11 protein-coding genes and 1 pseudogene are annotated in these 14,666 nt (G+C 71.2%); 4 read left to right on the top strand and 8 right to left on the bottom strand.

Translation table 11 applies throughout. The features are described from left to right. Positions 1-36: 36 nt before the first annotated feature. From Q343_RS0102555 to Q343_RS0102530, 6 genes are all read right to left on the bottom strand, one after another. On the bottom strand, positions 37-1,143 hold the full coding sequence (locus Q343_RS0102555) for an ABC transporter ATP-binding protein (protein ID WP_029252023.1): 1,107 nt from the start codon (positions 1,141-1,143) through the stop codon (positions 37-39). Further along, complete coding sequence (locus tag Q343_RS0102550) at positions 1,140-2,135, bottom strand: ABC transporter permease (RefSeq protein WP_029252022.1); 996 nt, start codon at positions 2,133-2,135, stop codon at positions 1,140-1,142. Before Q343_RS0102550 ends, Q343_RS0102555 begins: the two co-directional genes overlap by 4 nt. Before the next feature lies 1 nt (position 2,136). Beyond that, positions 2,137-3,117 (bottom strand): ABC transporter permease, encoded by a 981-nt coding sequence (locus Q343_RS0102545; protein WP_029252021.1) that lies wholly within the window; start codon positions 3,115-3,117, stop codon positions 2,137-2,139. Further along, complete coding sequence (locus Q343_RS0102540; RefSeq protein WP_043109485.1) at positions 3,114-4,181, bottom strand: ABC transporter ATP-binding protein; 1,068 nt, start codon at positions 4,179-4,181, stop codon at positions 3,114-3,116. The genes Q343_RS0102545 and Q343_RS0102540 overlap by 4 nt, the downstream gene beginning before the upstream one ends. A 116-nt stretch (positions 4,182-4,297) precedes the next feature. Next, positions 4,298-5,992 (bottom strand): ABC transporter substrate-binding protein, encoded by a 1,695-nt coding sequence (locus tag Q343_RS0102535; protein ID WP_052366797.1) that lies wholly within the window; start codon positions 5,990-5,992, stop codon positions 4,298-4,300. Between the two features lie 51 nt (positions 5,993-6,043). Continuing rightward, entirely contained in the window at positions 6,044-8,578 is a 2,535-nt protein-coding gene (locus Q343_RS0102530; RefSeq protein WP_029252018.1) for a beta-d-glucosidase, read from the bottom strand. Between the two features lie 135 nt (positions 8,579-8,713). Between Q343_RS0102530 and Q343_RS0102525 the strand changes: the two genes are divergently transcribed. The 3 genes from Q343_RS0102525 to Q343_RS0102515 are packed head-to-tail and all read left to right on the top strand — an operon-like array spanning position 8,714 to position 11,723. Further along, positions 8,714-9,424 carry a TetR/AcrR family transcriptional regulator gene (locus tag Q343_RS0102525; protein WP_052366796.1) on the top strand — a complete coding sequence of 237 codons (711 nt, stop codon included), beginning with the start codon at positions 8,714-8,716 and terminating at the stop codon, positions 9,422-9,424. Between the two features lie 20 nt (positions 9,425-9,444). After that, positions 9,445-10,200, top strand: coding sequence for a response regulator transcription factor (locus Q343_RS0102520; protein WP_029252016.1), 756 nt, complete (start codon positions 9,445-9,447; stop codon positions 10,198-10,200). Beyond that, entirely contained in the window at positions 10,197-11,723 is a 1,527-nt protein-coding gene (locus Q343_RS0102515; protein ID WP_052366795.1) for a sensor histidine kinase, read from the top strand. Before Q343_RS0102520 ends, Q343_RS0102515 begins: the two co-directional genes overlap by 4 nt. Positions 11,724-11,751: 28 nt before the next feature. Here the strand turns inward: Q343_RS0102515 and Q343_RS0102510 are convergent, their stop codons facing one another. Then, a complete protein-coding gene (locus Q343_RS0102510; protein WP_029252014.1) occupies positions 11,752-13,380 on the bottom strand; it encodes a DUF7059 domain-containing protein in 1,629 nt (542 codons plus the stop codon). A 104-nt stretch (positions 13,381-13,484) separates the two neighbouring features. On the opposite strand from Q343_RS0102510, the gene Q343_RS0102505 reads away from it, so the two are divergent. Further along, on the top strand, positions 13,485-14,105 hold the full coding sequence (locus Q343_RS0102505; protein ID WP_155990605.1) for a hypothetical protein: 621 nt from the start codon (positions 13,485-13,487) through the stop codon (positions 14,103-14,105). Positions 14,106-14,132: 27 nt separating this feature from the next. On the opposite strand, the pseudogene Q343_RS15740 reads toward Q343_RS0102505, so the two are convergent. After that, positions 14,133-14,585: pseudogene (locus Q343_RS15740) on the bottom strand (ATP-binding protein); the annotation flags it as partial. Positions 14,586-14,666: the final 81 nt, after the last annotated feature.

Below are 14,666 nucleotides of genomic sequence, written 5' to 3'. Positions count from 1 at the left end.
TAGGCCACCGTGCTGACCCGTCGCTCGGACACGCGACTACCGTCGTGCGAGCTCCTCGGGGAGAGGTTGCGGGTCGAACCCGGCCTCGACGACGGAGCGCGTGTCGTGCCTCAGGCAGGCCACGCGTCGGAACGGGGCGTCCCCGGGAACGCCGGTCTCCGCCAGTTCCGGGACCACGTGAGCACAGGCGTCGAACGCGAAGGCGCACCGGGCGCGGAACGGGCATCCCGTGGGAAGGCGGGCGAGATCTGGCGGCGACCCGGGGATCCCGCCCAGCTCACGACGAGGCCCCCGCAACGGCGGGAACGAGTGCAGGAGCGCATCGGTGTACGGGTGACGGGGCCGCCGGTAGACGTCCTGGGCGGCTGCCTCCTCGACGACCTCCCCGGCGTACATGATCGCGATCCGGTCGGCGATCTCGATCAGCAGGGAGACGTCGTGGGTGATGAAGATGACGGCGAAGCCGAGACGTTCGCGCAGCTCGGCGATCTGCTCGACGATCTGCCGCTGCATCACCACGTCGAGGGCTGTCGTCGGCTCGTCCATGATCAGGACCTGCGGGTCCAGGGACAGCGCCATGGCGATCATCACGCGCTGACGCATGCCGCCCGACAGCTGGTGCGGAAAGTCCCGACGGCGGTCGGGCGAGATGCCCACCATCTCCAGCATCGCGGCAGCCCGCTCCGTCGCGTCGGCCCGGCTCATGCCCGGCGAGTGGGCGAGGATCCCGTCGGCGATCTGTCGTCCGATCCGGAAGACGGGGTTCAGGGAGTTCATGGCTCCCTGGAAGACGATCGCCATGTCCCGCCATCTCGAGGCACGCAGGGCGGCGTCGTCGAGCGCGAGGATGTCCGACCTCGTGCCGTCCCGGTCCGTGAACCACACCTGCCCGCCCGTCACGAGACCGGGCGGCGGCAGCAGCCGGGTCGCTCCGTAGGCGAGCGTCGACTTGCCGCAGCCGGACTCTCCCGCGAGGCCGAGGACCTCGCCCCGGTGAAGGGTCAGCGAGGCCTGACGCAGCACATGGGTCGGGTCGGAGCCGTACCCGTAGTCGACCGAGAGGTTCCTGATCTCGAGCACCGGTGCGCCGGTGCGGGCGCCCCCCTCGCGAGGGGCTGTGCGTGGGATTGCGGACGTGCTCATGCGCGGTCCTCCTGCGCCTCGTGCACGACCGGCGTGAAGCCGACGCGCGGACGGATCTTTCGACGTCGCAGCGACCGGGCGTGCATTCCGGTGCTCCGAAGGCGGGGGTTGACGAACTCGTCGATGCCGAAGTTGATCAAGGTCAGCGCCATGCCGAGTCCTGCGATGCAGAGGCCGGCCGGGACGAACCACCACCAGGCCCCCCGCTGGAGGGCGAGGTTGTTCTGGGCCCAGAAGAGCACCGTCCCCCAGTTCCAGGTGTCGAGCGGGAGGATCCCGATGAACGAGAGCGTGATCTGCGAGAGCACCGCGAACGTCACGGTCCCGACGAAGCCGGCCGCGATGATCGCCGTCAGGTTCGGCAGGATCTCGGCCAGCACGATCCGCCACGTCCGCTCGCCGTTCGCCCGTGCGGCCTCGATGAAGTCGCGCCGTCGCAGGGAGAGCGTCTGGGCGCGCAGGACCCTCGCTCCCCACGCCCACCCGGTCGCGGCTATCACGAGTGCGACGGTCAGCCCGCCCGCCGTCGGCAGCTGCCCGGCGATGATGATGATGAGGGGCAGCTGCGGGATGACGAGGAAGACGTTCGCGAGCGCCGAGAGCGTCTCGTCGCCGACCCCGCCCACGAATCCGGCCGTGACCCCGACGACGACGCCGATGAAGGTCGCCGCGACACCGGCCACGAACCCGACGACCAGCACGCTCCGGGTCCCCACGACGAGCTGCGACAGCACGTCACGCCCGAGGTGGTCGGTACCCAGCCAGTGGGAGCCCGAGGGCGGTTGCACGAGGTCCGGCGAGATCTGGTTGGGGTCGTACGGGGCGATCCAGGGACCGACGATCGCGAGCACGGCGAAGAAGCCGAGAATCGCCAGTCCGGTGATCGCCTTCGAGTTGCGCAGGAAGAGCAGGTTCTTCTGTCGGGCTCTCTTCGGCCGTCCCGAGGTCTCGAGATCCGGGATCTGCTCGACGAGCGTCGTGTCCGTCGTCATCTCATGCCTCCTGGCGGGTGCGCGGGTCGAGTGCGGCGTAGACGAAGTCGGCGACGATGTTCGCCGCGAGCACGGAGAGCGTGATCACCAGGAAGCAGCCCTGCATCAGCGGGTAGTCCTGCGTGGATACCGCCTGGTAGAGGGTGTAGCCGATCCCCTGGTACGAGAAGACCATCTCCATGATCAGCGTGCCCCCGACGATGAAGCCGAGGGACAGGGCGAAGCTGGAGATCTGCGGGAGGATCGCGTTGCGAGCCGCGTAGCCGAACATGACCTTGCGGCCCGGGAGCCCCTTCGCGTGGGCGACGGTGACGTAGTCCTCCGACGAGACGGTCACCATCATGTTCCGCATCCCGAGGATCCACCCGGCCACGGACGCGAGGACGACGGTCAGCGCGGGGAGGAACCCGTAGTAGATGACGGACCCGACGAACTCCCAGCTCCACCCCGGGATGAGTCCCCGGTCATAGCTCCCGCTCGAGGGAAACCAGCCCAGGGTCACCGAGAACACCGTGATGGCGATGAGCCCGAGCCAGAAGTAGGGCACCGCGGAGAAGAACGTCGTGATGGGGAGCAGCGCGTCCGCCCACGTACCGCGGCGCCAGCCGATCGCCATGCCGAGGCCGGTGCCCAGGACGAACGCGATGATCGTCGCGATACCGACCAGCCCGACCGTCCAGGGCAGCGACTGCCGGACGATGTCGGCGACGGGCGTCGGGAAGAACGTGAACGAGAGCCCCAGGTCGCCCTGGAAGAGCAGTCGCCAGTACTCGACGTACTGCTGCCAGACGTTCGTGTCCTGGTCGAGCCCGAAGAGCACACGGATCGAGTTCTCGGCGCTCGAGTCGATGCGACCCTGCATGCGTCCCATCAGTGCGGTGACCGGGTCCCCCGGCATCATCCGGGGAATCAGGAAGTTGATCGTGACGGCGGCCCACGCCGTGACGACGTAGAAGGCGAGTCGCCGGGTCAGGAACTTCACGACGCCGCCCCCTCTCCCGGCGACGACGTCCGGCTGCCGTAGGCCTCGAGCACGGAGCCGAGGCGGGGCCGGTCCGAGCGGTCGGAGTAGCCCCAGCAGGCCGCTGCCCGGCCGTCACCGACGTCGAGCAGCTCCGGGACCTCCTCGCGGCACAGGTCGGTCGCGAACGGGCATCGGGTGTTGAACCGGCAGCCGGGCGGCGGCGAGACGAGGCTCGGAGCCTCGCCGTGCGCCCCGCGCGCCCGCGTGCTCATGTCGTCGGGGTCCGGGGCCGAGCCCACGAGGAGCTGCGTGTAGGGATGCCTCGGGTCCTGCGTCACGGACTCCGAGTCACCGACCTCGACCACGCGTCCCGCGTACATCACCATCGTGCGGTCGGCGAAGTAGCGCGCCGACGCGATGTCGTGCGTGATGTAGAGGATCGCGATCCCCATCCGGTCACGCAGGTCCCGGAGGAGGTTGAGGATTCCCAGGCGGATCGAGACGTCCAGCATCGAGATCGGCTCGTCGGCGAGCAGCACCTCCGGGTCCGCGGCGAGCGCCCTGGCGATGGCCACGCGCTGCCGCTGACCTCCTGAGAGCTCGTGGGGGTACTTGTCGACGTACCGCTCCACGGGTGCAAGGTGCACCCGCTCGAGCAGCTCGGCGAGGGCCTCCTCGAGCGCCTCGCCCCGGAGCCTGCCTCGATGGATCCGCAGGCTCCGGGTCAGGATGTAGCGCACCGTGTGGACCGGGTTCAGCGAGCCGAACGGGTCCTGAAAGATCATCTGGACCCGGCCGACGTACCGGCGGAACGCGCGACGGCCACCGCCGGTGACGTCGCGGCCGTGCAGCTCGATCGTCCCCCCCGTGGCGGGCATCAGCCGGGCGAGCAGACGCGCGACGGTGGACTTGCCCGAGCCGGACTCCCCCACCAGCGCGACGACGCTTCCCGCGTGCAGCTCCAGGTCGACGTCGTCGACCGCGTGCACGACCTTCTTCGATCGAAGGCCCCGGACGGGGAAGTGCTTCTGCAGGCCGACGACGCGCAGGGCAGGCGGGTCGACGCTGGACGGTGCGGGCATGAACATCACCTTGATCGGGACGGCCGGCAAAGCCGGCGACGGAGCGGCACCACGTGGCGCCCTGGCTGTGGTCGAGAGGTGCGGTGCGACGGCCGGGCCGTCGCACCGCGACACCCCTAGTCGGTCGCGACCTCGAGGTTCATGACGATCTCGGCGGCCTGCGGACCCGTGGGCTGCGCCTGGTTGTACGGGTCGTCCTCCGACGGCCACCCGGTGTAGTTGAGCGACGAGTACTGTGCCGTCGCCGGCCGCGACCAGATGGCGATCGCCGGCACCTCGTCGACGAAGACCTGCTGGACGGTGTCCATCGCCTCGTTGCGGGTCTCGTCGTCGGTGGCGCTGGCGTAGTCGGCGAGCGCCGCCGTCACGTCGTCGTTCTGGAAGCGCCCGAAGTTCCAGTTCGCGGGTTCGCCGAGCGGCACGTACTGGCCGCCGTCCATGATGTCGGCGTACATGTCCCACGGGGTCGCACCTCCGTCGGTCCAGTGCAGGCTCGCGTCGAAGTTGCCCGGCGGGATGATGTCGGCGAACCAGCCGTCCTGGTTCGCCGGCTGGACGGTGGCCTCCGCACCGAGCTCCGCCGCCGCTGTCTTGATCAGGTCGAGCGCCGTCAGGTAGTCGTTCCAGCCGGCCGGGTTCGTCAGCTCGAAGGCGACCGGCTCGCCGTCGGGGTCGACGAGCGACTCACCGACGCCGGTGTAGCCGGCCTCGTCGAGGAGAGCCTTCGCCCCCTCGACGTCGACGGCGTAGTCCTGCCCCTCGAGGTCCGACGCGAGGAAGTCCTCGCCGGCCGGCATCGGCATGCCCGAGACGCTCGTCAGCGCGGGGTTCACCCCGGAGGTCGCGATGTCGACCAGCTGCTGGCGGTCGACCACCATGTTGAGCGCCCTGCGGAAGGCGATGTCGTCGAACGGCTTCTGCTCGTTGTTGAGGAAGAGCGCGTCGATCCCGAGCCCGGCGGCCGCGTACTGGTGGTAGTGCTCCGGGTCCTGGGCGATGTAGACGTTCTCGTAGTCGGCGATGAACGTCCACCCCCACTGCGCCTCGCCCGTCGTGAGCGCGGTCGTCAGCGCGTTGTTGTCGTTGTACGAGGAGTACCGGATCTCCGGGACGGCCGGGGTCCCACCCCAGTAGTCCGGGTTCGCGACGACGGTGGCGGCCTGCGGCGTCCACGACTCCAATGTCATAGGACCTGTTCCGACGGGGTCGGTGTTCTCGAACGTCGTCGGGTCCTCGACGTCCTTCCACAGGTGCTCAGGGACGATCAGGAGGTCGTAGAGCTTGGTCTGGTTGACGAACTGCGGGGCCGAGAAGGTCACGGTCACCGTCGATCCGTCGGTCGAGACGTCCTCGTACGGCAGTGCCGCCGTGTTGAGCCCCTCGAACTCCTTCCGCAGGTTGATCGAGAAGGCGACGTCGTCCGCGGTGAACTCCTCGCCGTCCGACCACGTCACTCCCTCGCGCGGGGTGATCGTCGCCTCGGTGAAGTCCTCGTTCCAGTCGACGGACTCGGCGAGCCAGGGCTTCGGGTCGTCGGACGGGATCGCGTCGTTGACCATCATCAGCGGCTCGTAGATGACGAAGGCGTACCCGAGAGACAGGGCGGACGATCCCGTGGCGAAGGGACTCTGGTTCTCCGTCTGTGTGCCGTTGGGCATGCCGACCGTGAGCACCTCGCCCTGAGAGACGGCGCCGTCGGCGTTCGTCGTGTCGTCGGCCGACTCGTCACCTCCTCCCGAGCATGCGGTCACGGTGAACAGGGTGGTCGCCGCAGCGAGGGCGACGAGCGGCATGAGCTTGCGATTCTTCACGAGTGCCTCCTTGCACTGATGTCGTCCACGGGGTCGTCCCCGCGAGCGGTCCTACGGGTTGTTCGGGGACAGGGGCGGTACACCCACCGTCAGGCGAAGGTCTCGGACCGACCGACCGACACGAAGCGTGTGACGACCGACGGGCGTGACCCAGGTGTCGACGGACCAGACCTGGAACACACGGAGCGGAACGCGGACACGTGCCGTCGCCGACTCTCCCGGATCGACGTCGACGACCGTGAAGCCGCCGAGCCACCGCCGCGGGCGGTCGTCCTGCGACCCCGGCGGGGGCTCGACGTAGACCTGGACGACCTCTCGGCCCGAGCGCTCGCCGTCGTTGCGGATCGTGACGTCCACCGTGACGTCGCCCGGGTGATCCGGATCGACGACGAGCGTGACGCCGTCGTACGACCAGGTGGTCCACCCCAGTCCGTGGCCGAAGCAGGCGGCCGGTGTCAGACCGTCGCGCTCCCAGGCGCGGTAGCCGACGTGGACGCCCTCCATGTACTCGACGATCCCGTCGACGGGTGTCGCGTGGGGCACGGGGACGTCCGACGCTCGCGCGGGCAACGTCCACGGAAGCCGGCCCGACGGTTCGGTTTGTCCGGTCAGCACGTCAGCGAGCGCCGCACCGCCTTCCTGGCCGGGCAGCCAGGCCCACAGCACGGACGGCGCGCCATCGAGCCACGGCAGCAGGACGGGCGCCCCGGCGTTGACCACGACGACGGTGCGCGGATTCGCGGCGACGACCCGCCGGACGAGCTCGTCCTGGTTTCCAGGCAGGTCGAGCGACGTGCGGTCGAACCCCTCGGACTCCACCTCCTCGGTGGTGCCGACGACGACGACCGCCAGGTCGGCGGCCCTCGCGGCCTCGACCGCCTGCGCCATCACCTCGTCGTCGCCCGGCCCTGGCAGCCGGTGGACGAGGGCAGCGCGGACGAACGAGTCGTATCCGACCGGATGGACCACCTGGAGCTCGGCGGCCAGCACCACGTCGGTCGGCTCGTCGACGTCGAACACCACCGTGGTGGCGACCGGGTGGTTGTGACCGCTGCTGAGGATGATCTCCTCGGCGACGACGACGTCTCCGGCACAGACGAGCTGGCCGTCGACGAGGACACGGTGCACCCCGACGGTGCCGGCGCCGAGTTCGTGGCGTCCGGGCTCGGCCAGGTGGACGGAGGTCGTGAGTCGCAGGGTGCGGGCCTCCGGTACGACCTCGGCGAACCACCCGTTCCATTCGTCGTGGACGACGGACGACAGGACGTGCCCGTCGGCGGAGAGCAGCTCGATCCGTACGCCGGGCAGCCCGCTCTCGGGGTCGGTGCATCGAGCGCCGACGTCGAGCGCGGGCGGGTTCTGCCGGGCCCTGGCTCCCGGATGGACGTCGACCCGCGTCGCCGGCAGCGCCGCCTGCAGCTCGGACGGCAGGTGCGTCACGTGGTCCGGTCGGACGAAGGAGGACCCGCCGCCCTGGAGGAAGAGCTCGGCCGCGTTCGGTCCGACCAGGGCGATCCTCCGCGCGTTCCGCACACCCGTCGGGATCAGCCGCGGGTCGTCCTTGAGCACGACGACGGAGCGGGCGGTGACCTCCCTCAGGATGCTCTGCGCCGGTGGCGCGGCGTCGGACGGTCGTTCGCCGACCGCGTCGGGCCAGGCAGTGCCGGCCGGTGCCGCCGCAGCGTCGGCACCGGCCAGCGCGCCGACCCGCTCCGCGAGGAGCAGGATCCTGGAGACCTTCTCGTCGAGCTCGGCCTCGGTGACCTCGCCCGCCGCCACCGCGTCGCGCAACCCGACTCCCCACGGACCGTCCGGGCCCGGCATCTGCAGATCGAGACCGCCGCGGACGGCGGGCAGGACCGACTTGGTCGCGACCCAGTCGCTCACGACCACGCCGTCGAAGCCCCACTCGTCCTTGAGGACGCCGGTCAGCAGCGGGCGGTGCTCGAGCGCGGGTGCAGCGACGCCGCCGACGTCGACGCCGGAGTACGCCCCCATCACGGACCACGCGCCCGCCTCACGGACGAGCCGTTCGAAGGGCGGGAGATACACCTCGCGCAGGGCACGCGCCTCGACCCGCGCGACGTATTTGGTCCGGTCCGTCTCCGAGTCGTTGGCGACGAAGTGCTTCACGCACATGCCCACGCCGCGCTCCTGTGCCGCGCTCACGACGGCGACGGCGATCTCGGCGGTCAGGTGCGGATCCTCCGAGTAGCACTCGAAGTGCCTGCCGCCGACCGGGGTCCGTTGGAGGTTGACCTGGGGTGCCAGGACGACGTCGACCCCGTGACGACGCGCCTCGGACGCGAAGAGCGCGCCGACACGCCACGCGAGCTCTCGGTCCCACGTCGCCGACAGCGCGCTCGGCGCGGGGAGCATCGCGGAGCGTACCGACTCGTCCGGGCTGGTCCCGCGCACGCCGACCGGACCGTCGGAGAGAGCGATCGGCCGGAGCCCGACCCTCGGCAGGCCACGGGTGGTCCACATGTCCCGGCCGACGACCAGGGAGATCTTCTCCTCGAGCGTGAGGGCGCCGAGCACCGATCGCGCAAGCAGGCCGGTCTCGGGCCTCGTCTGGGTCGACACGCATGTACTCCTTGACGTCGTTGTCATCGGCTTCGTCCGGGCATTTGCTGACTACCCAGTAAGTGACTGTGCTCACATAGAACCACACTTACTGACGAGTTAGTAAGTTGATCTAGATCACAGTATGGTTGCGACATGGAATCGACCACAGCCGCCGAGGAGAGGCCCGCCTCAGGCACAGCCCGCGCGCGGCGCCCGCGGGCTGCGACCGCAGAACGCCGGGAGGAGATCCTCAGCGCCGCCATGCGAACCTTCGGGTCTCGCGGCTACCACAACGGCTCTCTCGCCGAGGTCGCCGAACAGGTCGGGATCACCCATGCCGGCGTCCTGCACCACTTCGGGTCCAAGGACCGCCTGCTCATCGCCGTGCTCGAGTTCCGCGACCGCGTCGACGTCGAGCACCTCGAGGGGCAGCACATTCCCGAGGGACTGGAGCTCTTCCGTCACCTCGTGCGCACCGCGCGGATGAACGAGGACCGCCCGGGTATCGTCCAGGCGTACACCGCGATCACCGGCGAGTCCGTGACCGACGGGCATCCGGCGGCCGACTGGGTCACGGAGCGGTTCCGGGTACTTCGAGAGTCGATCGGCACCGCCCTGTCCGAGGTCGCGGCGGAGCGGAGCGTCGAGGTCGACCTCGACCGCGCGACGCTCGACCGCGCCGCGAGCGCCATCATCGGCGTGATGGACGGCCTGCAGAGCCAGTGGCTCCTCGACCCGGAGGCCGTCCGGCTCGCGGACAGCACCGCGTTCGCCATCGAGGCGATCATGAGCGCGACGCTTGCCGGCAGCGCACGGGCGACCCTCCCCCTCGCCCAACCGGAAGAGCACACAGGGGACTCATAGACCCCGCACAGGCGGACCTGATGTCGGGGGGCGACGATGGATCCGTGGCCATCGAAAACCTCACCCGCCCCGACGGCAGCCCCCTGCGCGTCCTCGTCGTCGACGACGAGCCGAACCTCGCCGAGCTCCTCACCTCGGCCCTGCGCTACGAGGGGTGGGACATCTCGACGGCGCTCGACGGCCAGACCGCGGTGCGGCTGGCCCGCGAGGTGGACCCCGACGTCGTCGTGCTCGACGTGACGCTGCCCGACATCGACGGGCTGACGGTGCTGCAGCGGATGCGCGCGCACTCCCCCGACGTCCCCGTGCTCTTCCTCACGGCGCGCGACTCGGTGGAGGACCGGGTAGCGGGCCTGACGGCCGGGGGGGACGACTACGTCACCAAGCCGTTCAGCCTCGAGGAGGTCGTCGCCCGCCTCCGCGCCCTCATGCGACGGGCCGGGGCGAGCGCCGCCCGCTCGGACGCGACCGTCGTCGTCGGCGACCTCGTGATGGACGAGGACTCCCACGAGGTCACCCGCGGGGGTGAGGAGATCCACCTCACGGCCACCGAGTTCGAGCTCCTGCGCTTCCTGATGCGCAACCCACGACGCGCGCTGTCGAAGGCACAGATCCTCGACCGCGTCTGGGCCTACGACTTCGGCGGGCAGGCGAACATCGTCGAGCTCTACATCTCCTACCTGCGGCGCAAGATCGACGCGGGCCGCGAGCCGATGATCCACACGCTGCGAGGGGTCGGCTACGTGCTCAAGCCCGCGGCGACGGACACCCCGTGACCGAGCGCTCCCGTCGTGCGGTGACGTTGCGCCGCCGACTGGTCGGCGTGCTGATCGTCCTGCTGCTCGCGTTCTCCGCAGCGCTGGCGTTCGCCTCCGCGGTCGCCATCCGCGACAACCTCTACAGCCAGCTCGACAGCGAGCTGCACGCGGCGAGCGAGCGCGCCGTACGGTTCCCGCTCGACAACGCCGGGGGCGGCAACGGCGACGGCACGGGCGACGGCGCCGGGACACTCGGACCACCCCCGGGACAGAACGCCGGGACCATCAACATGATCGTCGTCGACGGGACCGCGAACGGCGGCTACGTGAACACGAGCGGAACCTGGGTGGCCCTGACCGACGAGCAGGCCGACGCACTGTCCGAGGTGAGCACCGACGGCGCGGCGCACGACGTCGCGGTCCCCGACCTCGGCGACTACCGCGCCGTCGCCGAGTCCGTCGGCACCCCGGACGGAGCGGGCCCCGGCGAGGACTCGCAGGACGGCATGACGGTGGTCACCGCGATGAGCACGTCGACCGTCAGCAGCGTCGTCTCGCAGTTCGTCCTCGTCGAGGTCCTGCTCGCGGCGATCGGCGTGGTGATCGCCGGCCTCGTCGGGGCATGGCTCGTCCGCCGCAACCTGCGTCCGCTCGAGGCCGTCGCCGGCGCCGCGGCGCGTGTCTCCGAGCTTCCGCTGGACCGTGGCGAGGTGGCCGAGATCCCCCGCGTCGACGAGTCGCTCGCCGACGAACGGACCGAGGTCGGTCAGGTGGGCGCCGCGCTCAACCGGATGCTCGACCACGTCGAGACGTCGCTGACCGCCCGCCACGACTCCGAGACCCAGGTCCGGCAGTTCGTCGCCGACGCCTCCCACGAGCTGCGCACACCGCTCGCCTCGATCCGCGGGTACTCCGAGCTCGTCCGGCGCTCGCCCGACGAGGTGGCCCCGGACACCCAGCGCGCGCTCGACCGCATCGAGTCCGAGGCGGCACGCATGGGTTCCCTGGTCGAAGACCTGCTGCTGCTCGCCCGACTGGACGCAGGGCGCCCTCTCGTCCGCGAGCCCGTCGACCTCTCCATCCTCGCCGTCGACGCCGTCACGGACGCCCACGCGGCCGGGGCGGACCACCAGTGGGAGCTCGACCTGCCCGGCGGCCCCGACGACGCCCCCGACCTCGTCGTCCTCGGCGACGAGATGCGCCTGCGCCAGGTGTTCACCAACCTCGTCGGCAACGCCCGCGTGCACACGCCGGCCGGGACCCGGGTCGTCGTCGGGCTCCGCGCCGCGGGCGACGACGTCGTCGTGACGGTCACGGACGACGGCCCGGGCATCCCCGCCGAGCAGATCCCGCACCTCTTTCAGCGCTTCAGCCGTGGCAACGCCGGCCGCACGGGGGCCACCGTCTCGACGGGCCTCGGCCTCGCGATCGCCGAGGCGGTCGTGCAGGCGCACCACGGCCGGGTCCGTGTGACGTCGGTGGCCGACCCGGGCGCCGAGACCGGCACCGTGTTCGAGGTCCGCCTGCCCGCGCAGACGTAGTCCCGGACGGACGCGCAGGACGCCGGGCTCAGGCCCGGGGATCCGCCGGAAGCGGGGCCAGGAAGCCGTCGCGGACGAGGTTCCGGACGGCGGGCAGCAGCTCCGCGGCGAGCTCGTCGGCGCGGACCTCGAAGAGCGCGGCGAGCGCGGCGACGATCTGCCCGACACCCAGCTCTCCGTCGCACACCCCGACCAGCGCGGCGAGCGGAGACGACGCCTGAATGCCGCGCCCGAGCCCGTCGCCCTGCCGCACGATCACGATGTTCGGGTCCTGGGCGCCCGGGGTCAGGTAGCGCTCCTCCGTGACGTCCCCCGCGACGACGAGGTGCGCGGCCGCCAGCGCGGCGTCGTCGCGCGCGGCGAGCCAGTCGTGCGCGGCCAGCGAGGCCGCCATGTGGTCGCCGAGCGGCTGCCGGATCGAACCCGTGTGCTGCTCCAGTCGCCGCAGCCGCCCTCCGGTCCGACCCTCGGAGGGACGGCGCAGGGTGACGATCCCGAAGCCGACCGACTCGACGTCGCGGGCCGCGAAGTCGTCGAGCCACGCGCCGTAGGCGGCGTCCCACGCGGCAGGGTCGCGCTCCCGCGAGCTGCCGCCGTCGCGGATCCAGGTCTCTGCGTACTCCGCGGGATCGAGCGCCTCGCGCTGGATCACCCAGCCGTCCAGCCCCGACTCCTCGAGCCACGCACCGACCCGCTCGGTCCAGTCCTCGCCGCGTCGCTGCTCCCAGTTGCCGAGCATCTGCGCCACGCCGCCCGGGGCCAGGACCGACCCGACGCCCGTGATCAGGGAGCGGACGACGTCGTCCCCCGCCTGGCCACCGTCGCGGTACTCGTAGTCAGGGACGGCCTGTGCTCCCGACCCGCGGCCGGCGCGGGGCGTGATCACGAAGGGCGGGTTGGACACCACGAGGTCGAACAGCTCGTCGGCGACCGGCTCGAGCATCGACCCCTCGCGGAGCTCGACCACCCCCGGGTCGACGCCGTCGAGCAGCGCGTTGAACCGGGCGAACCCGAGCGCGCGACGCGAGATGTCCGTCCCGACGACGTGGCACGCGTGCCGGGAGGCGTGCAGCGCCTGGATCCCCGAACCGGTCCCGAGGTCCAGGACCCGGTCGACCGGAGTGCGCACCGTGACCTGCGCGAGCGTCGCGGCCGCCCCGCCGGCGCCCAGCACGTGGTCGGCGCGCAGACGGCGCCCCGTCTGGAGCTCGCGCAGGTCAGAGGCGAGCCACCACGACACCGGGCCCTCGGCGTCGGTCGCGGCATACGGGCGCAGCTCGACGCGGGCGCGGACCGCGTCCTCCGGGCCGCCGCCTGCGCGCTCCACCAGACCGAGCCGCACCGCACCGTCGAGCCCCACCGAGGGCAGAGCCGTCTCGACCGTGGCGGCCGCGACGTCGTCGCCGAGGAGGAACAGCGCGGTGAGGGCCGCCTGCCGCTCGGTCCCCGACCCGCGGCCGCCGTCGAGAACGGTGCGCGTGACCCGGCGCGCCGGCAACGGCTGCTCCCGGTCGAGCGCCGCGGCGGCGAGCGGACCCAGCAGGGACTCGACGCCGTCGACCGTGAAGTCGGCCGAGCCGAGGTCGTCGCGCAGCGCCGCGACGAGCGCGGCGTCCGAGCTGACGGGGACGGTGGGATCAGGAACCGGGGTGGCCATGCCTCCATCCTCCCCCGCGACGCCGCGCACCAGAAGTCACCCGAAGCCGAGACCATCTCGTCCTGGTGCGGTGCGCCGACTCTCAGCCCCCAGGGGCTGTGCTGGTGCGCGGCGTGCTGGCGCAGGTGGTCGCGCATGGAGGGCAGGGAGAACGTCACAAGTCCGTACCCGGCAGGCTCGATCACCCCAGCCTCGATGAGGCGGTTGCGGTACACGGTGACGTAGTTCGAGTCCCGGCCCAGGCGTTCGCGCACGTCGCCGACACGGGAGGGGCCGTCGTCTCGGGCCATGGCTATCAGGAACGAGCGGTCGACGTTGGACAGGTCCGCCAGGGCGGCGTCGTGGACGGTCGCGCCCGGGCGTGTGAGCGCGGCGGCGATGCCCGCGCGCGCTGCGTCGGCGTCGATGTGCTCGTCGCGCGCGCGCCGCCAGACCTGGTAGCCCACGAGCTGGATCAGGTAGGGGTAGCCGCCGGTGGCTTCGACGGCGAGTTCGAGGGCGTCGGCGTCGATCGCGCGCCCGGAGGCTTCGATGGGGTCGGCCAGGGCTGCGCGTACGTCGTCCGGCGAGACCGCGCTGAAGGTGATGGGCTCGGCTCGGCGCAGGAAGGTCAGCACGGAGTCGTTGAGCACGTCGGAGACTGCGGAGGGCAGCCCGGCCAGGATCAGTGCGTGGTTGCGACCCTCGCCGGTCAGGTGCTGGAACGTGGCCGCGACCTCGCGTAGTTCGTCGAGGCGACCGCCCTGGACCTCGTCGATGGTCGCGATCAGGCCGGTGTCGTAGCGGTCGAGGGTGTCCAGGAGCCGCACGAGTGCGGTGCGCATCGTCTCGGCGGGTTGCCTGGGCGCCTCGCGATGCAATCCGATGTTCCCGGGCAGGGTGATGCCGGTGATGCGTCCGACGTCAGGATCGTGGGTGGTCGCGGCGTCACGGCGTAGTGCGGTCTCGCGCAGTCGCTCGGTCAGGCCGGGGTGGGCGGTCTCGGTGATGGTGACCCACTGCGCTTTGGTGGCGACGAGGTCGGCAATGGCGGCGAGCATCGCCGTCTTGCCGACACCACGTGCGCCGGTCACGAGCGCGAGGCGCCCGGGCGCGCCGGGGCCGTTGTCCAGGGACTCGTCGATCAGGTCGAGGTCGTCCTGGCGTCCGGCCAGGACAGGCGGGCGTGCGCCTGCGGTGGGCTTGAACGGATTCTTCGGGGCCATGCGCCCGGTCTTTCACAGGTCTTTACATCTTTCACAGGTCTTTACATCTTTCACAGGCCCGGCCGGCCGCCCCGGCACGGC

This window comes from Paraoerskovia marina DSM 21750 (assembly GCF_000701465.1).
Lineage (GTDB): Bacteria > Actinomycetota > Actinomycetes > Actinomycetales > Cellulomonadaceae > Paraoerskovia > Paraoerskovia marina.
Note: the sequence above shows the minus strand (reverse complement) of the source record. Positions and strands in the feature narration are given on the sequence as shown.